At 41.4% G+C, this 22,041-nt stretch carries 21 protein-coding genes; 8 read left to right on the plus strand and 13 right to left on the minus strand.

The features are described from left to right. Positions 1 to 13: 13 nt before the first annotated feature. Entirely contained in the window at positions 14 to 841 is an 828-nt protein-coding gene (locus ACHZC4_RS06350) for an undecaprenyl-diphosphate phosphatase (RefSeq protein WP_394752982.1), read from the plus strand. Between the two features lie 389 nt (positions 842 to 1,230). On the opposite strand, the gene ACHZC4_RS06355 is transcribed toward ACHZC4_RS06350, so the two are convergent. Next, a complete protein-coding gene (locus tag ACHZC4_RS06355) occupies positions 1,231 to 1,557 on the minus strand; it encodes a hypothetical protein (protein ID WP_394752983.1) in 327 nt (108 codons plus the stop codon). 403 nt (positions 1,558 to 1,960) lie between these two features. Here ACHZC4_RS06355 and ribA point away from each other — a divergent pair, with 403 nt between their 5' ends. After that, entirely contained in the window at positions 1,961 to 2,575 is a 615-nt protein-coding gene (gene ribA / locus ACHZC4_RS06360) for a GTP cyclohydrolase II (RefSeq protein WP_394752984.1), read from the plus strand. Between the two features lie 4 nt (positions 2,576 to 2,579). On the opposite strand, the gene ACHZC4_RS06365 is transcribed toward ribA, so the two are convergent. Continuing rightward, on the minus strand, positions 2,580 to 3,749 hold the full coding sequence (locus tag ACHZC4_RS06365) for a M20 aminoacylase family protein (RefSeq protein WP_394752985.1): 1,170 nt from the start codon (positions 3,747 to 3,749) through the stop codon (positions 2,580 to 2,582). A gap of 268 nt (positions 3,750 to 4,017) precedes the next feature. On the opposite strand from ACHZC4_RS06365, the gene ACHZC4_RS06370 reads away from it, so the two are divergent. Further along, positions 4,018 to 4,566, plus strand: coding sequence for a DUF2058 domain-containing protein (locus ACHZC4_RS06370; RefSeq protein WP_394752986.1), 549 nt, complete (start codon positions 4,018 to 4,020; stop codon positions 4,564 to 4,566). A gap of 15 nt (positions 4,567 to 4,581) precedes the next feature. On the opposite strand, the gene ACHZC4_RS06375 is transcribed toward ACHZC4_RS06370, so the two are convergent. The 3 genes from ACHZC4_RS06375 to ACHZC4_RS06385 all read right to left on the minus strand — a co-directional run bounded on the left by ACHZC4_RS06375 (position 4,582) and on the right by ACHZC4_RS06385 (position 7,561). Continuing rightward, entirely contained in the window at positions 4,582 to 6,123 is a 1,542-nt protein-coding gene (locus ACHZC4_RS06375) for a GGDEF domain-containing protein (RefSeq protein ID WP_394752987.1), read from the minus strand. A gap of 50 nt (positions 6,124 to 6,173) precedes the next feature. Next, positions 6,174 to 6,803: a thiol:disulfide interchange protein DsbA/DsbL gene (locus ACHZC4_RS06380; RefSeq protein WP_394752988.1), complete on the minus strand. Its 630-nt coding sequence runs from the start codon at positions 6,801 to 6,803 to the stop codon at positions 6,174 to 6,176. 86 nt (positions 6,804 to 6,889) lie between these two features. Continuing rightward, positions 6,890 to 7,561: a c-type cytochrome gene (locus ACHZC4_RS06385; RefSeq protein WP_394752989.1), complete on the minus strand. Its 672-nt coding sequence runs from the start codon at positions 7,559 to 7,561 to the stop codon at positions 6,890 to 6,892. A 106-nt stretch (positions 7,562 to 7,667) separates the two neighbouring features. Between ACHZC4_RS06385 and yihA the strand changes: the two genes are divergently transcribed. Both yihA and ACHZC4_RS06395 read left to right on the plus strand, forming a co-directional pair. Further along, positions 7,668 to 8,294, plus strand: coding sequence for a ribosome biogenesis GTP-binding protein YihA/YsxC (yihA, locus tag ACHZC4_RS06390; protein WP_394752990.1), 627 nt, complete (start codon positions 7,668 to 7,670; stop codon positions 8,292 to 8,294). A gap of 171 nt (positions 8,295 to 8,465) precedes the next feature. Continuing rightward, positions 8,466 to 10,127 carry a glutamine--tRNA ligase/YqeY domain fusion protein gene (locus ACHZC4_RS06395; protein WP_394752991.1) on the plus strand — a complete coding sequence of 554 codons (1,662 nt, stop codon included), beginning with the start codon at positions 8,466 to 8,468 and terminating at the stop codon, positions 10,125 to 10,127. A gap of 104 nt (positions 10,128 to 10,231) precedes the next feature. Here the strand turns inward: ACHZC4_RS06395 and ACHZC4_RS06400 are convergent, their stop codons facing one another. From ACHZC4_RS06400 to ACHZC4_RS06425, 6 genes are all read right to left on the minus strand, one after another. After that, positions 10,232 to 10,615 carry a hypothetical protein gene (locus tag ACHZC4_RS06400; protein ID WP_394752992.1) on the minus strand — a complete coding sequence of 128 codons (384 nt, stop codon included), beginning with the start codon at positions 10,613 to 10,615 and terminating at the stop codon, positions 10,232 to 10,234. Between the two features lie 149 nt (positions 10,616 to 10,764). Beyond that, positions 10,765 to 11,151, minus strand: a complete 387-nt coding sequence (locus ACHZC4_RS06405) for a hypothetical protein (RefSeq protein WP_394752993.1) — start codon at positions 11,149 to 11,151, stop codon at positions 10,765 to 10,767. Between the two features lie 116 nt (positions 11,152 to 11,267). Next, positions 11,268 to 11,720, minus strand: a complete 453-nt coding sequence (locus ACHZC4_RS06410; RefSeq protein WP_394752994.1) for a hypothetical protein — start codon at positions 11,718 to 11,720, stop codon at positions 11,268 to 11,270. A gap of 283 nt (positions 11,721 to 12,003) precedes the next feature. Continuing rightward, entirely contained in the window at positions 12,004 to 12,276 is a 273-nt protein-coding gene (locus ACHZC4_RS06415; RefSeq protein WP_394752995.1) for an oxidative damage protection protein, read from the minus strand. After that, positions 12,269 to 13,333, minus strand: a complete 1,065-nt coding sequence (mutY, locus tag ACHZC4_RS06420; RefSeq protein WP_394752996.1) for an A/G-specific adenine glycosylase — start codon at positions 13,331 to 13,333, stop codon at positions 12,269 to 12,271. The genes ACHZC4_RS06415 and mutY overlap by 8 nt, the downstream gene beginning before the upstream one ends. A 5-nt stretch (positions 13,334 to 13,338) precedes the next feature. Further along, a complete protein-coding gene (locus tag ACHZC4_RS06425; RefSeq protein WP_394752997.1) occupies positions 13,339 to 14,649 on the minus strand; it encodes an AsmA family protein in 1,311 nt (436 codons plus the stop codon). A gap of 350 nt (positions 14,650 to 14,999) precedes the next feature. Here ACHZC4_RS06425 and ACHZC4_RS06430 point away from each other — a divergent pair, with 350 nt between their 5' ends. Beyond that, a complete protein-coding gene (locus ACHZC4_RS06430; RefSeq protein ID WP_394752998.1) occupies positions 15,000 to 15,296 on the plus strand; it encodes a hypothetical protein in 297 nt (98 codons plus the stop codon). 64 nt (positions 15,297 to 15,360) lie between these two features. Here the strand turns inward: ACHZC4_RS06430 and ACHZC4_RS06435 are convergent, their stop codons facing one another. After that, positions 15,361 to 15,966 (minus strand): peroxiredoxin, encoded by a 606-nt coding sequence (locus ACHZC4_RS06435; RefSeq protein ID WP_394752999.1) that lies wholly within the window; start codon positions 15,964 to 15,966, stop codon positions 15,361 to 15,363. 299 nt (positions 15,967 to 16,265) lie between these two features. On the opposite strand from ACHZC4_RS06435, the gene ACHZC4_RS06440 reads away from it, so the two are divergent. Beyond that, complete coding sequence (locus tag ACHZC4_RS06440; RefSeq protein ID WP_394753000.1) at positions 16,266 to 16,778, plus strand: hypothetical protein; 513 nt, start codon at positions 16,266 to 16,268, stop codon at positions 16,776 to 16,778. Positions 16,779 to 17,166: 388 nt separating this feature from the next. On the opposite strand, the gene ACHZC4_RS06445 is transcribed toward ACHZC4_RS06440, so the two are convergent. Continuing rightward, positions 17,167 to 19,992, minus strand: a complete 2,826-nt coding sequence (locus tag ACHZC4_RS06445) for a response regulator (protein WP_394753001.1) — start codon at positions 19,990 to 19,992, stop codon at positions 17,167 to 17,169. Positions 19,993 to 20,556: 564 nt separating this feature from the next. Between ACHZC4_RS06445 and ACHZC4_RS06450 the strand changes: the two genes are divergently transcribed. Then, on the plus strand, positions 20,557 to 21,513 hold the full coding sequence (locus ACHZC4_RS06450) for a hypothetical protein (protein WP_394753002.1): 957 nt from the start codon (positions 20,557 to 20,559) through the stop codon (positions 21,511 to 21,513). The last annotated feature ends 528 nt before the right edge of the window (positions 21,514 to 22,041 follow it).

A 22,041-nucleotide genomic window follows, 5' to 3' on the forward strand; every position in this document is an offset into this window, starting at 1 on the left:
TTAACGACATATCATGACTGATAGTACCCTCTTGTTGCACGGCCTTATTCTAGGTATTGTTGAAGGCCTCACCGAATTTCTCCCCGTATCTTCCACCGGACATCTCATTTTAGTGGGCCAATGGCTGGGTTTTAATGATGACAAAGGTAAGGTATTTGAAATTGCTATCCAATTTGCCGCTATTTTAGCAGTAGTATGGGAATATCGTGTACGCCTTTGGCATACGGTTATAGGTTTAAAATCTGAAGCAATGTCACAGCGCTTGGCTTTTAATCTTATCATTGCATTTTTACCTTCAGCAATTTTGGGTTTTTTGTTTTTAAAACAAATTAAATTCTATTTGTTTAATCCCATTGTGGTGGCATCTGCCTTTATTGTGGGCGGTATATTGATTTTGTGGGCAGAGCGTCGCCAACATACCATTCATGCCGAAACCATTGATGAAATTACCTGGAAAGATGCGTTAAAAGTCGGTTTTGCTCAGGCGCTGGCCATGATTCCAGGCACATCGCGTTCAGGCGCAACCATTATTGGTGGTTTGTTTTTTGGTTTATCGCGTAAGACTGCGGCAGAGTTTTCTTTTTTTCTCGCCATACCAACCATGTTTGCAGCCACTTCTTATGATGTCTACAAAAATCGGGACTTGTTCAGTGTGGATGATATTGGCTTGTTTGCAGTAGGTGGAATTGTTTCTTTTATCAGCGCATTTTTTGCCGTACGTGGCTTAATACGCTTTATCAGCAAACACGATTTTACCGTATTTGCTTGGTATCGCATTGTTTTTGGCATATTGGTATTGGTTTCCGCGCAGATGGGTTGGGTGGATTGGAAACAGCATTAGTAGTCTTTTTAAATATCGGGGTTTGAGGTGCAGTGCAATGGAAAATCGGGTTAGCGTCTATTATGAGGTGCTTTTGATGTATTCAGTTACTTTCCATAAATTTCCAAATCACCCGATGGCTATCCTCGCACCTAGCTAATATAGATAGCCCAATAGCAGTGGCCAAATTTCATTGCATTTCGTATTATTGGCCACATGTTTTATAGTTAGCCAAATTGAGTATACCCCTTTTGGCTAGCCAAAAGCGCATCAGAAAAGACGCTAACCCGGTTTTGCATGCTCTCCACAAAGCATAAGTTTTGCGACATTGCGCGATCAGTCAATACTGATTATCCTTAGTTAGTCAGAGTGGCTCACAATTACCTATACGTGTATGACTTTAAGCTATTTTAGCAAGTTTGTGAGAGGCCTTTACAGCTACTTATATCAATATAAATATTTGTTCCTTGTAGCTGGTATACAATACGATAGCCCTTTGAAAGTTTTATTTTATACTTAGCAATTGAACATCCATTTTTTGACACATTTTGATGGATTTTAAAATTAGCCTTAGCATTAACAATACCAACTACCTTTCCTTTGTTGTTAAATACAGGCTGCCTTTTAGGAACTACTGTGCAAGTCGCCGAGCCAGCGTTAACGGGAGTCACTGTTGCTAATAGACAAAATGATGCGCAAACTAATAATGAACGTACTTTTATATTGATTGATTTCATAATTGCGTTTTCCTATAGTTAAGTTTGTTATTCCCGATTGAAGGTCGCTATAGTTACTTGTGCCAGAATCGGAAAATATCGCGGCACTGTAAATGTCGCTTTTCATCTTTACACAACAAACCAAATATGTGTATCTTTATTTAACATGTTGGACAAATTGAACTCAATTAAAAACATATCTAAAGCATTGGCGAGGCTTTGTAAGGTTTATCAAGAATGATGCTACCCCAGTTTTTCTTTTTACTGCGCTTCTAACCCCAATACCTTATAGTCATTCTCATCAGGCATTGTTTAGTGCCCCAGTTTAGAGATTAATTTCGCGTTCTTATCTAGTGCCCTGATTTATTTAGCCCCATGACTCTCAAATTTGAGTAGAATAGAGAAATTTTAATCAGCTATAACTGTGAAACAACAACTCTATAATTTAGTACAGACACCTTTGCCCACTAAGCATGGCGACTTCATTCTCCATTACTACAGCAGCAACCTTGATGACAAAGAACACATTGCCTTGGTTAAAGGGGACGTTGCCGGTAGAAATAACGTGCCTGTGCGTATTCATTCGGAATGCTTTACTGGCGATGTGTTAGGTTCTCGTCGCTGCGATTGCGGCGAACAGCTTGATCTTGCCATGCAGATTATTAACGAGGCAGGTTTTGGTATTTTAATCTACCTTCGGCAAGAGGGGCGTGGTATAGGGCTGTTAAACAAACTGCGGGCTTATAATCTTCAAGATCAGGGTATGGATACCGTTGATGCCAATATCGAACTGGGGCATCTTGCTGACGAAAGAGAATACAGTATTGCTGGTTTGATATTGGAGAATCTGCAAGTAACCTCAGTTGAGTTAATTACTAATAATCCTAAAAAAATTGCAGCGCTGGAAAAAATGGGCGTTACCGTAGCAAAGCGCATTCCTGTCGAGGCTGTTGCACACCATGACAATATTGATTATTTAAAAACCAAGGCTAAAAAGATGGCGCATTTGTTATTTGAGCCTAAAAACAAAAAAAAATAGTGTGCTAGGCCAACTCTTTCAATACGGTTTCTACCAGCTTTACCCAATACGCCGCTCCCACGGACAAAATTTCGTCATTGAAATCGTAATGTGGATTATGGAGCAAGCAACTGTTTTCCGAGGCGCCATTGCCAATCCAAAGATAACATCCGGGTTTTTTCTGCAACATAAAAGCAAAATCTTCCGAACCCATGCTGGGTGTAGGATTTTGATTTACACATTGCTCACCCACTACGGCGATAGCGGCTTTTAAAGCCAGCGCTGTTTCTTCTTCACTATTAAAAGTGACGGGGTAACCTGGGTTTTCAGGATTAAAAGCTATTTCAGCGTTTATTCCAAAGCTTGCGGATACCGCATGAACCAAATGCTGGATTTTTTCGGTTATTGTTGTTTTAACGACAGCATCAAAACAGCGAAAAGTGCCTCTTAATAGCGCAGTTTCGGGCAGCGCATTCCAGGTATTGCCAGCATGAATTTGAGTAATGCTGACCACGGCGGGGTGAGCTGGGTCAAGTGTTCTACTGACTATGGTTTGCAAGGTATTAATGACTTGAGCGGCCACCACAATCACATCATTGCCCAAATGCGGCATAGCAGCGTGGGTTGCTTGTCCCGTTAAAGTAATTTCAAAACAGTCGAATGAAGCCATCATAGCACCGGATTTAACCGCAAAATGACCGACCGGAATATCAGGGAAGTTGTGCATACCAAAGACACTGTCTGCTGGAAATTTTTCAAACAAACCGTCATCGATCATACTTTTAGCGCCGGCACGACCTTCTTCGGCAGGTTGAAAAATAAAATACACCGTACCATTAAATTTTTTATGGCCAGCCAAATACTGTGCTGCCGCTAATAACATAGCTGAATGGCCGTCATGACCACAGGCATGCATGGTATTGGCATGACGTGATTTGTGGGAAAAACTATTTTTTTCCTGAATCGGCAGGCCATCCATGTCGGCGCGTAAGGCAATCTTTTTGTGACTATTTCCAGATGAAAGCGTTGCCACTACGCCAGTTTTACCTAAGCCTCGATGAACCTGTAAGCCAAATTCAGTGAGTTTATCAGCTATAAACTCCGCAGTTTGGTTCTCTTGAAAAGCAAGTTCCGGAATTTGGTGCAAATATTGCCGCCAGCTTTTAAATTCATTTTTTTTGCTTAAATCGAACATTTTTAAGGTATATCCAGTAGTTTATTCACAGGAATGATATTTTATTTCTGTGAGAGCTTGGTAGAAGATCATTTTTTGTACGCTATGAATTATAATTGGGCTGTGATTATTTTGAAAAATAATCAGCAGTTATTATGTAACCGTTCAATCCCCCTCTTTGAAAAAGAGGGGTTAGGGGAGATTTTTAAAATAAATCCCCCTTTTTCAAAGGGGAGGTGAACGCATACGTTATTGTCACAACCCAAAATTTGCTTGGAATTTAATTCTTATGACTCAAAAAAAACTGTCTTTACAAGAGCAGCTATTAAAAGCAGGTTTGGCCAGTGAGACAAAAGCCAAACAGATTAAAGCGACTAAGCATAAAGAATCTAAGTTGCAAAAACATAATAATGTACACATTGTTGATGATATCGCTTTACAAGTACAAAAAGCGAAAACCGAGCAACTTGCTAAAGATCGTGAATTAGGCGCGTTACAAAAAAAACAGGCAGAACAAAAAGCCACTGTGGCGCAAATTCGCCAGCTTATAGAGTTACATCGCAAAGCGCCTGATAATGAAAACGGGGTGGCTTATCATTTTAATGATAATAGTAAGGTAAAAACGCTGTATGTCAGCGAATTAATACGTGAGCAACTGATTAAAGGTCGTTTAGCGATAGTCAAGTTCGATCAGCAGTATGCGTTGGTGCCAGCAGACATTGCCGAAAAAATAAGGCTGCGTGATGCAGCCTATATGGTTGTGTTTAATGAAGTGGATGAAAAAGTCGGCGATGATCCTTACGCGGCTTATCAGATTCCTGATGATTTAATGTGGTAGCCGCAAGTGATGCACTCAATCGTCACAACACAAATTGCGTCCTTGCTGTTTAGCCCTGTATAAGGCATTGTCAGCACGGTCAAATGCAGTTTCTGCGCTATCGTCTTCAATAAATTCGGTTATTCCACAAGAGATAGTAATCGGTGTGGACTGTTTGCCGTTAAAATTAAAATCTGTTTGCTCAATAATATAACGTAACTGATTGGCTAATCGAATGGCCATTTGCTTATCGGTGTTGGGCAGCAGCATTATAAATTCTTCGCCGCCAAAGCGGGAAACAAAGTCGGTTTCCCGGCAATGTTCGGACAGCTTTTTTGAGATTATCTTCAGCACTTCATCGCCGTATTTATGGCCAAATTCGTCGTTGACGCGTTTAAATAAATCAATATCCCAAATAATCATACTGAGTGGCATATGATAGCGTTTCCAGCGGGCAAACTCATTTTGCAAGCGGTCTTCGTAAGCAAGTCGATTGGGCAGCTTGGTGAGTGCATCACGTAAAGCTTGATCGCTGGCCTGTTTGAGTTTCACTTTCAAATCATTGGATTCCGCTTCCATGTGCTTGACTTTAAGCGTTAATTCTTCTAGTTGTAACTGGGTTTTTTTACGATGAATAGACTCTTTTTGGGTATGGTCTTGTATTTCAAGCGTAATACATACTAATCGTTCATTAATAATTTCTTTGAGTGATTCTAGCTTGGTGGCAGTAGATGAGCTTATTTGTAATGCTTCCATTTGTGCCGACACAGAACTATCCAGTTTGTTGCGCATCAACTCCGATTCCATTGCGGACTCACTGGCGCCATGTACTGTTTGGCCTAATTCGGTTAACTGCTGGGTGATATGGGTAAGAAATTTATCAATATCCTGGCGTTCCAACTGGTTATGCTGTTTGACTTTCAGTAAAAGATTAATGGACTTGTCCAATACCGCCTGAAACGGCGTGGAGTCGTTAACGGTCATTAACTCATGCTTTACCGCTTGTGCTTGCTTATTGAAAACGATCGGAATATCAATGGCTTCTAATAAGCGCAGCAATTGGTTACTCACTATTTTGATATCGATTGTATGGGTAATCGATTTTGATGGGTCAGTGGAGGATAAGTCGGTGTTAAGGATGGCTAAGATAGTACCAAACAATTGCTCATGATTTACAATGTCGCTACTTTCTGATGCAATTTTTAATGCTTGCAGCGCCGCTTGATGCGGGGTGGAGGTATATTGGCGCAATAAGAAGTTGAAAAGTAGCTCGGTGCTTAACGAATGTTTTTGGGGCGATATCGTATTGATATCGCCCAGCACGGTGGCAAAGTTCTCTAAATCTTGTTTCAAGATATTGTTATTTATACCTTGTTCTAAATGAGCGCGGATATTTTGTAAGTGTGCATCGAGTTGCGCATCAAAACCCGAAGCAGCCAAAGACAAGCGTATTATTGTCTTGCACAATAACGCCTGTTTTTCGCTTTCCTCTATAACAAATTGCTGCTGCTCATCAAACAGTTTTAAATATTTGTTTTTCCACTTATCCTGGTCAGCATCTTTGGTAAAAAAACCCATAATCTAAGCCTTGTCAATGAAAGGGCAGGTCTTGGTGGACTGCCTGTGTGCTATTTTTTTGCGCCGCTTTCTTGCTTAACAAGGCGGGTCATCACTTCAAGCATTTTTTCGTGGGAGCCTGCTAAGGGTCCGTTGGTTTTATATTTTCCATTGATAATAACGGCAGGAACGCCTGTTAAGCCGTAACTTGCTGCCATAAGTGGGGCTTTACGCATTTTGGCATCTACAATAAAAGAATTAAAGGTATCGCGAAATTCAGTTTCTTTAACGCCATGTGCTACAAAAAATTTAGCCAGATCATCTTCAGTTTCCAGGCTTTGCTTTTTATTTTGTAGGGCATCAAAAAAATCATCATGGATTTTGTCGACAACACCCAATGCCTCAGCGGTATAGTAGGCTTTGGCATGTTTGGCCCACACTTCGTTAAATGCAGCAGGCTGTCTTATAAATTCAACATTTTTTGCCTGACTTTTTACCCATTTTTTAAGTTCGGGTTCAAAATCGTAGCAATGTGGGCAGCCGTACCAAAAAAATTCAATGACTTCAATTTTATCAGCATGTTGCGTGGGTTGTGCTGGGGATAGCACTTCATAGCCAAGACTGGCTTCTTCAGCTTTCAATGCAGATGACAACGAAAACAATACAATTAATAAGCCAGCTAAGGGGATTTTCTTAAGCATCGTAAACTCTCTAAAAATAAATTAGGCAAGTAAGATTATGGTAACACTAATTGACCGATGTGACTGAAACAATTCATGTTAATGTTTTATTTCATGGTCGAAAGTTGGTATGAAACGGCTTTAATTTGCTCATCAGTCATTTTTTTGGCAATCATAGCCATCATGTTGTCCGGGTTGGTGCTGCGAACCCCGTTTTTAAAGTCTGTCAGTGTCTGAATGAGGTAGTCAGCATGTTGCGATTGCAGGGTAGGGAACGCAGCCGGTTTGTTACCTTCGCCATTTGGGCCGTGACACGCAATGCAAGCGGATACTTCGTGGACTATGTCGCCATTACGATAAATATTGCTGCCTGCACTCAAAAGTTCTGGCATGGTTAGTTTGGGCATTGTCGGTTTTTGAGTATCGTCATCGTCATCAGGTGGCAAGCTCGGTGCGCCATTGACGGAGATCTTTTTGCTGGCATAATATTCGGCAATGTCGGCGATGTCCTGGTCTGTTAATGCGCTGGCTATAGCTGACATCATGGCATTGTTACGGCTACCGTCTTTAAAGGCATACAACTGTTTTTCCAGATACGAGGCGTGTTGTCCCGCCAGTTTTGGAAACGTAGGCGCAGAACTGTTACCATTTTCACCATGACAGCCCTGGCAAGACGCAGTTTTGTCTTTTCCTGCATTGGTATTGCCTTCTGCGTGTAGAATACACGGAGCACTAACAAACGCTAAAGAAAGTGAAAGTCCCAGCAGTTTTTTCTTCATCAGGTTCCCCTTCGGAATATTGAGTCATATGGTAGCCTCTAATGCACTTAAGCTACGAGGTTATGGTTGAATTTTATCTTAATTAACTTAGCTAAGCGAGACAACGATGAACCCAGTTTATCATCAAGCAAAATTTATTAATAGCTCCCCGCATCTTAAGGACACTCCGGACGATCAGGGATTAGAAATTGCTTTTGCAGGCAGGTCCAACGCTGGAAAGTCTAGCGCCATTAATACCTTGACCCGGCAAAATTCGCTAGCGCGTATCAGTAAAACGCCAGGACGCACACAAATGTTAAATTTTTTTGCCATTACCGAACACCAGCGCTTTGTCGATTTGCCCGGATACGGTTATGCAAAAGTACCAGAAGCTGTAAAAAAACAATGGCATGCGCTCATGGAAACCTATTTGAGTCAGCGAAAGTCGTTGTGTGGTATTGTTTTAGTCATGGATATTCGACATCCACTGACCGAGTTTGACTGGCAAATGATTGATTGGTGCCAGCACTCTGGGTTGCCGCTGCATATTTTGCTCAGTAAAGCCGATAAGCTTAATTACGGCGCGGCTAAAAATACTTTATTGGCAGTACAAAAAGAGCTAAAAGACAGTCCGGTGCCGATTACCTTACAGCTGTTTTCATCACTTAAGAAAACCGGTGTTGATGAAGTGCATCAGGCAATCGATCTTTTTTTTAGTTTATCTCAAGTGGAAATGAATCCAGTTGATGAATGAGTTTGATTATTTAAGGGATATTACACGTATCCAATAGCAATGTTGTCCACGAAGGACACAAATAGCAGCAGTGACTAGGTTTTGTTGGCCTAAATAAATACATTCGGTTATATTGCTTTAAGTTTACTTTTTCTGCTTTCATTTACCTCGCATATTAAATACCCACGCACCATGTCTACTACTGATACTCAAGTTCCAGCACATTTTATTCGTCAAATTATTGCCACTGATCTTAAAGACAACAAGCACAACGGTAAAGTTGTTACCCGCTTTCCACCCGAACCTAACGGCTATTTACACATTGGCCATGCCAAATCTATCTGTCTTAATTTTGGTATGGCCATTGAAAATAACGGGTTATGTAATCTTCGTTTTGACGATACCAATCCTGAAAAAGAAAGCATTGAATTCATGGAGTCTATTGAAAGAGATGTGCAATGGCTGGGCTTTACCTGGGCTGGGTTGTACCATGCTTCGGATTATTTTGAACAGTTGTACATCTACGCTGAAAACTTAATCGAACAGGGCAAGGCTTACGTAGACAGCTTGTCGGCTGAACAGATTCGCGCCTATCGCGGCACATTAATCGAGCCTGGTAAGGAAAGTCCTGACCGTAACCGGCCTATTCCTGAAAATTTGGATTTATTCCGCCGTATGCGTGCCGGTGAATTTGCCGATGGCCAGTATGTATTACGTGCCAAGATTGATATGGCCTCGCCCAATATCAATATGCGTGATCCGGCCTTGTACCGTATTCGCCGTGTCCATCATCATCGCACCGGTAATGAGTGGTGCATTTACCCAATGTACGATTATACCCATTGTATTTCCGATGCCCTGGAAGGGATCACGCACTCGTTGTGTACGCTGGAATTTGAAGACCACAGGCCGTTGTATGATTGGGTATTGGACGAGTTAAAAACACCGTGCCACCCACAACAAATTGAATTTGCCCGTTTGCAGTTGGAATACACTATTGTCAGTAAACGTAAGCTCAACCAGTTAGTCACCGAAAAACATGTTAATGGCTGGGATGACCCCAGAATGCCAACAATTGCCGGATTGCGCAGAGCAGGTTTTACGCCCAAGGCCATCCGTGATTTTTGTGAACGTATTGGTATTACCAAACAGAATTCCTGGATTGAAATGGGGGTTTTGGAACATTGTATACGTGAAAATTTGAATGAAAATTCATCGCGTGTGATGGCGGTTTTGCAGCCGTTGCGTGTGGTTATCGACAATTATCCTGAAGACCAAACCGAACAATTGGAGATCAGCAACCATCCGCAGCACCCTGAATTAGGTAAGCGGCAAGTGCCTTTTTCCAACGTTATCATGATTGAACGCGATGATTTTTCCGATAATCCGCCGCCTAAATACAAACGCTTAGTGGAAGGTGGCGAAGTACGTTTGCGTGGCTCTTACGTGATTAAATGCAATGAAGTGATTAAAGATGCTAATGGCGCCGTCACCGAGCTGCGTTGCAGTTATGATGCTGATACTTTGGGCAAAAATCCGGAGGGCCGTAAAGTGAAAGGTGTTATCCATTGGGTATCCGAGCAGCATGCGCTGTCAGCGGAAGTACGTTTGTACAATCGCTTGTTTGCACTGCCGCAGCCGGATAATGAAGCTAATTTTCTGGATGCCATAAACCCTAATTCGCTGGAAGTTTTAGCGGACTGCAAGGTTGAAGCCAGTTTAGCGGCTGCGTTACCGGAATCGCGTTTTCAGTTTGAACGGAACGGTTATTTCTGTCTGGATAAAGACAGTGTTGAAGGGAAGTTGGTGTTCAATCGCACCGTGACTTTACGCGAGAACTGGGAAAAAGATTGATGCTGTCGTAGAGACGCAAGTATGCGTCTCTACCTATCTTGTTTGTAATCATTCAGTTCCCCTCTTTGAAAAAGAGGGAAGCGAATACTTACTCTTGCTTTAACTTATGGCGCGACGTTTAACAACCAGCCGCCGCTGCCTTTGCAGCCGTTTGGCCCCATTGCGTTAATAGTAATACGGGCAAAATCGCCTTTTGCCGACTCAGGAATAATACCTGTGACTTCATTGCCCGCTTGATTTTTAGGGACGATGGTAATGGCTACCGGCTGGCCTTTAATGGTTACGCTGATGCTGTCGGTGATTGTTGGCGAAGAGGCTCTAAAAGAAAAGCTAGAGTTAGCCTCAACTACAGAGTTAGCAGCAGGTGTAAAGGTGCTAAAGGTAGGTTTTGTACAGTTTGTGCCGTTACTTTTGCTCCCACCGTAGGCTAAACCGCTACCAGTAACAGCCATTAACATAATGAGGCATAACACATTTTTTGTTTTCATTGAAACTCTCTGAGTGATAGCTGATTTTAATTAATCAGGTGCTTAACTTAACTGATTTTGCGGTTTTGTCAAAGCTATTCATGTGGGCAAGAGATAATCCAGTTGCCATTCTTAGCAACGCATTACTGCACGCAGAGTTTACCGCCGGCTTAAGGTAATACTTTTAATAGCCAGCCATCACCGCCTTTACAACCATTTGAACCTTCGGCGGCGATTTTAAGTCGGGCAAAACTGCCTTTTAGGGTTTCAGGAATAGTGCCCGTTACTTCAAAACCTGTTTGGTTTCTAGGAGTAATGTTAATGGCTATGGGTTGATCCTTAATGGATACGCTTATGCTGTCTGGATTGGTTTGTGTCGAAGCTAAAAAGGAAAAGCTGGAATTGGCTGCGACTTCGGTTTTATCGGCGGGCGTAAATTGGCTGAATTTGGGTTTGGCACAGGCTCTAACACTGCTGCTGGGGCTGCCTCCATACGCAAAAACAGTGCTGGAAATAGCCATTAATATCAGTGCACATAATGTATTTTTTGTTTGCATAGTAAGCTCCCCGATGAAAATAGTTAACTGATTGAGTAATTAAGACAATAACTTAACCGATTTTTAGAACCTGTCAAACGTGTTCATGCTGATGAGATATGATCCAAGGTGTGGATTTAGATATCCATAAACAGCATGGGAATACCGTAAGTTAAAATAAAATAGCTGAAGGCTAAAATAACACTGGTACTGGTTTTATAAAACAGTATTTTTCGTAAAATGTAGCTGACAATGGCGATATACCAGCCTACTAAGACAAAGCCTATTGCAATCGAAATTTCTTCTGCAAATTCAATGTGTTCCATCACCATAAAAAAATACATGGCCTCGGTGATGGTGGCTAGTGTCATTATGAAGTTTTCACAGACAAAAATAGCAGTGAACAGTTGCTTAAAATATCCCAGTTTTTTGACAATTAACAATAAGGTGGCACTGGATGCAAATGCCATGATGGTACGCAAAAATACTTCCAGCGAACCATCCGCAGGATCTGAAATCAGTCCTTCTACAATGCAGCCGGAAATCAGATAAAACGCTACGGTATTCCACATAAATGATTTATGTGGCATTAGATCGGCGGGGTTGTTTCTAAAAAAACACAGGGCGAGATATTTGAGTAGTAAGGTCATGTGGTCAACGGTATTTGCACTTGTGGTAAACGAGTGGATTGAGTGGGTTGTAAATAACCTTCTATTATAAGCTTTACAAAAATATCATTGGCGTTGCTTTTATATGGATTTGGGAGAGCACTTTGCCCCCACTAACGCTAGACATGCTCGCTGTTTCGGCTAGTGGGTGGTCGAGGGGTGTGATTGATTATGGAATACATAGATTATTTTGGGGTAAGCACAATCAGTCCTTCGGCGGCACATAACCTTCTGGCATTTCGGTGTTACCTTCGAACAGAAATTTTGTTCTTTCTTCTGCTAAAAAAGCCCGATGTTTAGGGTCAAAGCTGGCCAGTTTGTTTTCATTAATTAACATGGTTTGTTTGCTTAACCAGTCTTTCCAGGCTTGCTTGGATACTTTTTCAAATATCTCCTGACCTTTAAGGCCAGGGAAGGGCGGCTCATCCAAGCCTTCGGCGTTGATACCCAGTTTTACGCAATCTACAAATCTAGTCATTGTTACCCTCGTGGTTAAAGTGTTGTTGTAAGAGTTGTTTAATGGGTGCGGCCAAGCCTAGATTATTCATTAGCTCTGGACTGCACCATAGTTTTTGTTCTACATCCATAACGTTATTGACGACATTATTGTTAGTTTGTATCAACACGGGCGTATAGTCTAAATGATAATGCGAAAACGTGTGTCGCTTGATAGCTAACGTGCGCTGATTAATGATGGCTATATGGTGAGTTAAACACCAATTTTGCGCTGATTCTAGGCAGGAAAATTCAGGCAAACTCCATAATCCTCCCCAGATACCATAAGCCGGTCTTTTTTCAAGCAATACTTGTCCTGTAGTGTTATGCAGTAGCAATAAAACCAGTTGTTTGATCGGTATCTTTTTGCTGGCTTTGGGGGTAGGAAATAAGGATATAGTATGGGTCAATCTAGCTTGGCAGTCGTCATTAACAGGGCATAGTACACAGTTAGGCTTGCTGCGTGTACATACGGTTGCGCCTAAATCCATAATGGCTTGGGTGTAATCGGCAACCCGCTGTACAGGGGTTAAATGGGTACTGAGAGCCCATAATGCCTTATTAACAACACTATCGCCAGGCCAACCCGAAATGGCGTTAAATCGCGTTAATACCCGTCTTACGTTTCCATCCAGAATAGGCTGGCTTTTTTGAAAAGCAATACTCAGTATGGCGCCAGCTGTCGATAAACCTATACCGGGCAAAGCTAGCAGTGCATCCAGCGTGTCTGGAAAATAGCCTTGTGCGGCGATAATCTGTGCGCTTTTGTGCAAATTTCTGGCTCTGGCGTAATAGCCCAAACCTGACCACAGGCTCAATACCTCATCTATGGGCGCTTGTGCGAGATGCTCTACGGTAGGAAATTTTTCGGTAAACGCAGCAAAATAAGGCATGACCGTGGCGACTTGGGTTTGTTGCAACATGGTTTCAGACAACCAGACGCGATACGGGGTGATGTCGTGTTGCCAAGGTAAATCTTTGCGGCCATGCACATCAAACCAGGTCAGTAGCTTATCTTGAAAACTTGCAGCATCAATCATAGGTTTTACTCGCCCAGTGTAAGTTGAATATCTCGCAGGGTAGCGTTATTTATGGCCAGTTTATTGATGGCTAGCGACCCTGTTGTGCGTAGATTTCTTAATGTTTTAATGGGAATAGCGCTTAAAGTGGAGGCTGGGTCAGCGGGTTTTGAATGTTTATTCATAGGCGGCGGTAAATAACGGTCCATATTAATGGAGTCGATGGCTAAATTAAAGGTAGTTGATGGCCTGGCGTAATCGGTTATGATCACCGAGCCAGTTATCAAACTATCATCAAGCGTCATCATTAATGGGTTGAATTCAACGCTGTCGTGGGTGGCATGAAAAGAAAACTGGCTATCCAGATAGTTTAACGTGTTGCTATCTTTGCGTTCTGGTAGATGTAACGCTAACCGTGTCATCAACTGACTGGGATTAAACGGCATAATACGAATTTTGCCACTGAGTGTAGGCGGTGAATTCAAGTTGGCCACCATATCCGAAGTTATCAGTAAATTGGCTGATTTTAATTGTAATTCGTGGACTTTAATGGATTGCCGGGGTATATCAATTAACACTTCTGGGCTGTTTAAGGTAAACGTTACTGGTTTTTCAGCCATAAGTTTGCGGGTAACTGTAGTGTGTAAATAGGTGTTGTTCAGAGCAAAAATATCCAGATTATCTTTAAACGTTAGTGTGGTTTGCCCGGTGATTGATGCCGTTATCTGCTTTGCTTTATCAACTGCAAGCAGCGAAAAATCGCTGGTAACCGGTGTGTTTTCGGCAATAGATGAAGTGTTTATATTAAGGTTTTTAATTTCAATATTCTGGCCGGTTTGCTGATTGTCCCAGTTGATGTGCGCATTTTTTATATCGATGCCATTGAGAGATAGCCCAGCGATGAGTGCGGAACTATGGGTAGAGCTGTCGTTTATTTTGGTAAACACGGTATCCCAATTATGAATTCCTTGTGGCGTAGTGATTAAATTCAGCTTGAAGCCTCGTATTTGTACAGTATCGGCATCGATTTTTTTCAGTAGCAGTGGCAATGGTTTCAGGCGCAGACTAATATCGTCGACAGCCATAAAATAACCTTGAATGCCATCAGGATTGCCGAGCACAATAGCACCTGTTGAAAGGCTTAAGTCTGGAAACAGGGTTAGCTTGAGTTGTTCATTAAACGTTACATTGCGGCCAGTCCTGTTTTTTATTGCAGTACTAATCTCAGGTTTAAAATCATTAATATCAATGACAAGCAACAAGGTGCAAACGATGATTAATAGAATCAAAATCGATGCTACAATGCAAATGAGCATGATTTTAATCGGTTTGATCACTGTAAATTCTCCGTGTTTAAAAATGTTGATATTCACGTTTAATCTATAAATATGCGCATTTTTATTAGAATTCTTATCAAGACCGTAATCTAACTCATTGCATTAAAATAGAGACATTCTGTATTGTATTAGTTGGCTAACAGGCTCCTTCTGAGCTTGCTGAAACAATTGTGTAGTGCAGTAGTCAAAAAAATAGGCTATCGATTTAAGCCGGAACAATTTTTGTGGGTATGCGGCATCATGTTTTCGGGTTCCTAGCGTCACCCCAACCAGTCATTGCAATTTGTTCCAGCTTAAACGGGTAGCCAAAAAACTGAAGTATATAATAACTAAAATTAAAGGGGTGGAAGATGTCACTTTTAGCTAAGTTGGGAGCTATTGCCGTTATTGTGTGGTTTTATATGACGGCAAAAGAAAAAGGCGAGAATGCAACCAAATGGGCAATTGTTGGATTTATTGGCTATTGTTTATCGGCAGTTTTAGGTTATTTTGTGGTTTACAAGCCGTTGTCGGCGCTGTTTCTTACTCATGGTACGGCCAGCAGTCCGCTAATGGTGATGTTGATTAGCCAGATACCTGCGCTTGTTGCTATCGCTGCCGCTGTGTTAATCAGAAAGCGATTAATCGCCAGTATTCCGGAAAAATAAGCACACGCAAAAAAGGCGCATTGTGTTGAAACAATGCGCCTTTAAGAATGTTACGGATTAACGCTTACAATTTGTCCGCGTGTTTATCCAGGTAGTCCGCAACACCGGCAGGGCTTGCATTCATACCTTTGTCGCCTTTGTTCCAGCCTGCTGGGCAAACTTCGCCATGCTCTTCAAAGAATTGCAGGGCATCAATCATGCGCAGTAATTCATCCATGTTACGGCCTAGCGGCAGATCATTCACTACTTGATGGCGCACCATGCCGCTGCGATCAATTAAAAATGTACCCCGGTAAGCTACCGCAGGTGCTGCCGCTTCAACATCATAATCTTTACAAATACTGTGTGCCATATCGGCAGCCATTGTATAACGTACAGCACCTATGCCGCCTTTATTGACCGGCGTGTTACGCCAGGCATTATGGGTAAAATGTGAATCGATAGACACGGCAATCACTTCAACATTACGGCTGGTAAATTCATCCATCCGGTGATCTAAAGCAATCAATTCACTAGGACATACAAAAGTAAAGTCTAAGGGATAGAAAAATACTACGGCGTATTTTCCGCTGGTTGCCGCAGAAAAGCTGAAAGAATCAACAATCTGGCCATCGCCCAGAACGGCAGGAACTGTAAAATCAGGGGCTTGTTTACCAACTAAAACGCTCATCGATTATCTCCAAATAATATTTATTGTTCGGCTCAGGGGGAGTAAAGCTGGGCGTTCAAACATTAATGTCAATGGCTTGACATCCCAGCGGTACCTGAAGAATTTTACACTAAATCAATTAATAAGTGGTTAGTGTTATTTTTTGCTTGCTTTTTTTTTACATTAGCGATAATTTGTAGTCATTGGATTACAAAATTAACAGTAATTCTGAGTTTTAAAATACACTCACTGTTAAATTAAGTACTCTGGTGTGATCATCGTAATATTTAGCCAATGATTCTTGATGGGGGAATTGTTCCATGCCAAAAAATAAACATATTACCGAGCCTGACGTGTTCGGATTTCAAGTACGCATCGTAAGGCGCGGTAAAGAAAGCAGCCGTTATTTTTCTCACAAATTGTGGGGCAATAAAGGTAAATCTTTACAAGCAGCCATTACCTGGCGCGACCAAATGCTAGTGGTGTTAAAGGGTAGCAAAATGCGCTTCCTGAAACCGCCCAAAAATAAAACTACCACCGGTGTTACCGGGGTTTCCCGTACCATCAAATACGACCATCGTAAAGATAAGAGTTATTTGTGTTATACCGTTTTTTGGGTTAGCAATTGTAAATCCAGAAATAAAACCTTTCAAGTCGGTAATGTCGACAGAGTTACTGCGGATGATGAATTGCATGCATTTCGTACTGCTAAGTTGTTTAGAAGCTGCTATGAGTTCTCAATTGACAATGATATTGAATTTCATGATCACAAATTTGTGGGCTGGAAAAGAACTCGTTTGTACGACAATGAGAATTTAAATCCAGTATCCTGATATTTTTTTAAAAGTTTACTGAGTCGATTATCTAGTGGTTAATCTGTTCTGACTTTGTGAATTTTGTAAAATTGTAGATTGATTTTAAGTGCTGGATTTTTTTGTGTGAAAAATTGAAACAGTTTGGTTTCGCTTGCTGGGTAGTTTTTGGTATGCGCAAACAGGTAAGCCAATGACACAACATTATAGATAAATTAAGTGCTAAACAGCAGTCGTTCCAGCAACTGCTACGAGTTTGCCGAAACATGCACTATAAGTCCGTTATATGACGGACTTTACTAACATATTCAATCTCGGTTTTGCTTTTAACCAAAGGCAAATAAAGCGTCAGCTTGTTAATAGCCAGTGCTGATACGATGGTTATTTGCCTGTCACCTGAGCACTGACATTAGCCTACCGCATCCGAATTAAGCTGCTTTTTTTCATGGGGTATCCACGATAACAATATTTTCTCGATATCGGACGGTTTTACCGGTTTGGCGATGTAATCATCCATGCCGGCGGCTTTGCATATCTCATCATCACCCTTCATGGCGTTGGCGGTAAACGCAACAATTGTGGTTCTGATTAAATTTTTCTGATGTTCAATTTCTCTAATCAATTTGGTGGCTTCAAGTCCGTCCATCACCGGCATCAGGCAATCCATAAATATCAGATCAAACTTTTGCTGCCTGAAAAGCCTGACCGCCTCTTCGCCATTACCCGCTGGTGTTACATAGCAGCCATATTTTTCGATCATTAATATTGCCACCTGTTGATTTACCGGATTATCCTCAACCAGCATTATCTGCACATTAGTAAACTTAAGTTTATTGACAGTTTTATGCCTGTTGATATCATCAATTTCTTTAAGGGTATGCTGGGTAATAAACGGAATTGTTTTGCCTTGCTTTTTGGCGTTTACAAGTATTCCAACAATTTTCTTGAACACTTCCTGTTTGATGGGCTTACTGAGATACCCTGAGAATCCAGCATTTTCAAGCCTTTTTCTGTCCACTTGATTGGGCGCTGAAGTCACAATAAGCAGTGGCAGGTCTTTTATTGAGGTATTTTCACGAATCTTTATTCCCAAGCCTTCGCCGTTCATTTCTGGCATCATGTAATCGATAATAACCGCATCATAATTGCTGTCTTTTGAAAGCACAGTTAAGGCTTCATCAGCGGAATTTACCGACACAACCTCAACACCGGAAGGCGAAAGAATATCTTTTACAATCATGCACGCCGTTTTATTATCATCAACAGATAGAATCCTGGTGTTTTTTAAGGATAGCCCAGTCTCTCTGGGTAAAGAGGCTCTAGTGCCACCTTGGTCATCCTCTGAAAGCACAATGGAAAACCAGAAGGTAGAACCTGTGCCGACTGTGCTCGTTACTCCAATAAAGCCCTTCATCATCTGTGCAAGTTCTTTTGAAATGGATAAACCTAAACCGGTACCGCCAAATTTTCGGGTTGTTGAGCTGTCCGCCTGGGTAAACTTACTGAATAAGTTGTGGGCTTTTTCTTCAGGAATGCCGATGCCTGTATCTTCAACCAAAAATTTATATTCTATTTCCCCATCTGTTTTTTTGCTGAAGTCTATATCTACATAAACGTGTCCTGATGGTGTAAATTTGATGGCATTATTAATAAGATTAAGCAGAATCTGTCTTACTCTGCCTGGATCACCTTTAACATATCTTGGTGTATTCAAGGGAAAACGAAGCAGCATTTCAAGGCCATTGTCTGCTGCTTTTATGGCCATAAATTCGCACGCTTCTTCGCAAAGAAGCCGAATATCGAACGGAATTATTTCCAGGTCTATTTTTCCGGCCTCAATCTTTGAGAAATCCAGAATATCATTAATAATCTGAAGCAGGTTATCGGCAGAACTCATTACCGTGTGGGTGTAATTCCTTTGAATAGGCTCCAATTGCGTATCTAACAGCAAGTTAGACATGCCAATAATGCCGTTCATGGGGGTACGAATTTCGTGGCTCATATTGGCAAGAAACTCGCCTTTAGCTTTCGATGCATTTTCTGCTTTATCCAGTGCCGACTTTAATTCCTGGGTGCGCGCGACAACTTTTTCTTCCAAATCCTTGTTTTTTGATCTTATCAGCGCAAAATTTCTCTGCATAAAGCTACAGAGAGCGAGACATAACCCCACAAAAAAAGCGGTAGAGATATAGCCGGCATATTTAAAATGACGAAGAGCTATTAAATCCCTGCTCTGAATGAATTTTTCATCCGGATAACCGACCCATAATGACCATTGGCTTTGTGGCTCAGGGGTTGCAATGGGTAGGATTGCCGAGAAAAGCAGCTTCGGATCGGGCTTGTTGCGTAGCACCCAGTCATGTGACTGGCGCTCTTGCCCGGCCCCGTGTGACAGGGCTATATAATTATGACCAGTGTTTACCAGCGCATAGTCCTTGTTGGGCATCAGGTCTCTAAGCGCATGGCTGAGAATAATTGCAGATACACTGCCTTTCAATTCGCCGTCCATCCCGTAAAACGGCACTGAAAAAATCAGCCCGGAGCGGTCAGCATCTAGCTTTGTTATTCTTGAAAACCGGGAATTATCGCAGGTAATCACTTCACGGCCAGAGATGACTGGCGTATTGATGCCGTCAATTTTATCCGTAGTGGGGAAATTTTGCTTGAGCCAACTCAGTTGCTCCTGCAAAAGCTTGTACTCATAGGTTTCTATCTCTTTTAATGGCTCCTCACCCGCCTCAGTTGTTTTTGAGATTTTTTTAGAATCCAAAAAACGCCCCACTATAAGCTGGTCATACATTATTATGGGCTCTTCGGGCTTTCCTGTAACAGGGTCTATTTTGTCAGGATCTAAATCGGCAGGGACAATGTAAACTTCTGACACTGAAACCGAACTGGCCAAGTTGTTATATATTTCCTGGATAGTTCTACGGGCATCAGCATCCAGATTAGCGCCATGCCTGTCAATTTTTCTAACGCTAGGCAAGAAACTGATTGTCCTGATATTTTGGTAGATATGCCTGGTTACGTCTTCTATTTTTCCCCTAGCATCTTTGGCTTCATCGTATGAAGCCTTATTGTAGTGTTCCAGGGCAATATCATAATCCTTGCGTACTTTTTCATGTATAAGTGAGGCAATACAGCCCCCTGTTATAATGATAAAGGTATAGGCGAGTAACCATTTGTTTTTTCGGCTAACTCCTTGCGGAATAATAGGAGCATGCGTACTTTTCATATCAGTTTTTCCTTATCGGGATTTGCCTTTTAATAGGCTATTATGTGATATTGATTAGCTTGTAAGCTTAGTATAGACGGATATAGCTTATTGAATTTAAAAGAGTAAAATTAAGTGGCATTGAGCTTTCGTAACAGTGGGATTAGAGTGATTAAGCTTTAATTCTAGCCCACATTGTAAATATTTCACGAAAACTATACGATTGCTCACAAAAATCTAAAAAAACTGTAGTTGTTCTTGTTCAATCCCCCTCTTTGAAAAAGAGGGTTTAGGGGTTTTTCATTAGAAAAACCTCCCTCCACTGCCCGTAAACTCTCCCCTTTTCAAAGGGAAAGTGAATGCTTACAAAAAATTAAGAATTACTGTAAGCCAATATGAACGTATCAGAAAAATGAATATTTAAAATGGCCGAGTATTTATTCAATATTTAAATGGTTAGCTGAAGGTTAAATTAGCCAAGATGAGAAATAAGCAATGCCTTATAGATTAACAAGGGAGTAATCTCACTTGCATAAAATAATATTTTTAAAAAATCTTAATAAAAAAACGTCCTGAGGAGGGTTCATGATCTATTTAAAATTTAAAAAACTGGCACTGTGTTCATTGGTAAGTTTGTTTGTAGGCCACGCTTACGCCCATACCATTGTTAGAGACGCAGTTGTCGAAGGTAAAGCGAGTTATAACGGCTTCGTTATTACCCACGGTTGCAACTCTGCTAGCGAAGGTAGTCCGTATCAGGAACCTTATCCGGTGCTGGGCCAATCAGCGATATTTCCAATGATGGATAGCGCAGTGTGGCGAAAAAATGGCAAAAAAATAATCGGCACCGATGGAGCAAAAACCATTGATGCGGGAACAACACTCAAATTAGGTGTTACCGGTTTAGCGGGGTTGAGTTCGGCTTTTCGCGTTACAGAAGAAATCGTCGATAAGTTAGGTAATGTGCATGCTTTGCATTGGAAAAAAGGCGGGTTGGAACCTAAATTAAATACCGTTACACCCTTTAAAATAACCGCACCCCTTATTGCTGATAACTGCGTAAAAAGTTTAATAGTGCGTATTGGCGTGATTAATTGGTGCGATGTCAATCAAAACGCCGCTACTGATAAAAACGGGCCGTATTTGCAACCTAAAGATGCTTTTGGTGATGCGATACCTAGAGTAACGGGTTTTGACAATGGCGGTATACAGCGCAATGTACCGGGTGCAAAATTTTATACTAAGCTGCCCCTGGGTAATGGCGATAATAATCGTGCCGATTGGTGGTTTCCGGCACTTGATGGTGGCAGTAAGCTATATAACGATGTCGATTTGCTGCAACAAGCCTCTGTTGCTAGCACAACAACAGTGGCTAGCCCGGCCTTTTGGACAACAATGACGATAAGTAACAGTGCCGCTGATGTGGCTAAATGTAAAGGCAAGCTGGTGAATGTGACTGTTGAGCCTTCAGGTGCAGATTTTGATGCTTATTTGACTGGCGCTAATACAAAACCCTTTACCCGAGGTAGTTTAAACTTCTAATGTTTGAGGGACGGGGATTAAAGAGGGGATTACTTGTTTTAGGTTAGGTAATTTCCGACGCAGAATTTACCGAGTAGAGACGCAAAATCTTGCGTCTCTACATTAATTCCACGATGGGATCGTGGGCTTATTATTTCCACCGATCGTCTTAGGTCTTTAATCCGGGTTTCAGTTTACCCAGGAAGTACTTAGGGTTAATCAATCTTTTAATTAAACTGTGTTATTTAACACACTACACATGTGTCATTTCACCTGTTTTTTATAACTATCTAATTAATAATTGTTTTTTTGTTTAAAAAAACAAAAAAACACGTCATATCGCCTATCTCCTTTTAAAAGCACCCCACAATAATGGCTTTTTTCTATTTTTTAGGCCAGTCGCACAATAAGTTATTGCCCTTAAAAAATTTTATTTTCATTTTATTCAAATGGTTATAATTTTTTCCAGTTAAAAAATGGGTTAGGCAAATACATTAAACATGGCATGGTTAGTGCACTGCATTAGATGTGGCTAAGTCACTTGCATAC

Origin of the sequence: Crenothrix sp. (assembly GCF_043729335.1) — a bacterium.
In the GTDB taxonomy this organism is placed as follows: domain Bacteria; phylum Pseudomonadota; class Gammaproteobacteria; order Methylococcales; family Methylomonadaceae; genus Crenothrix.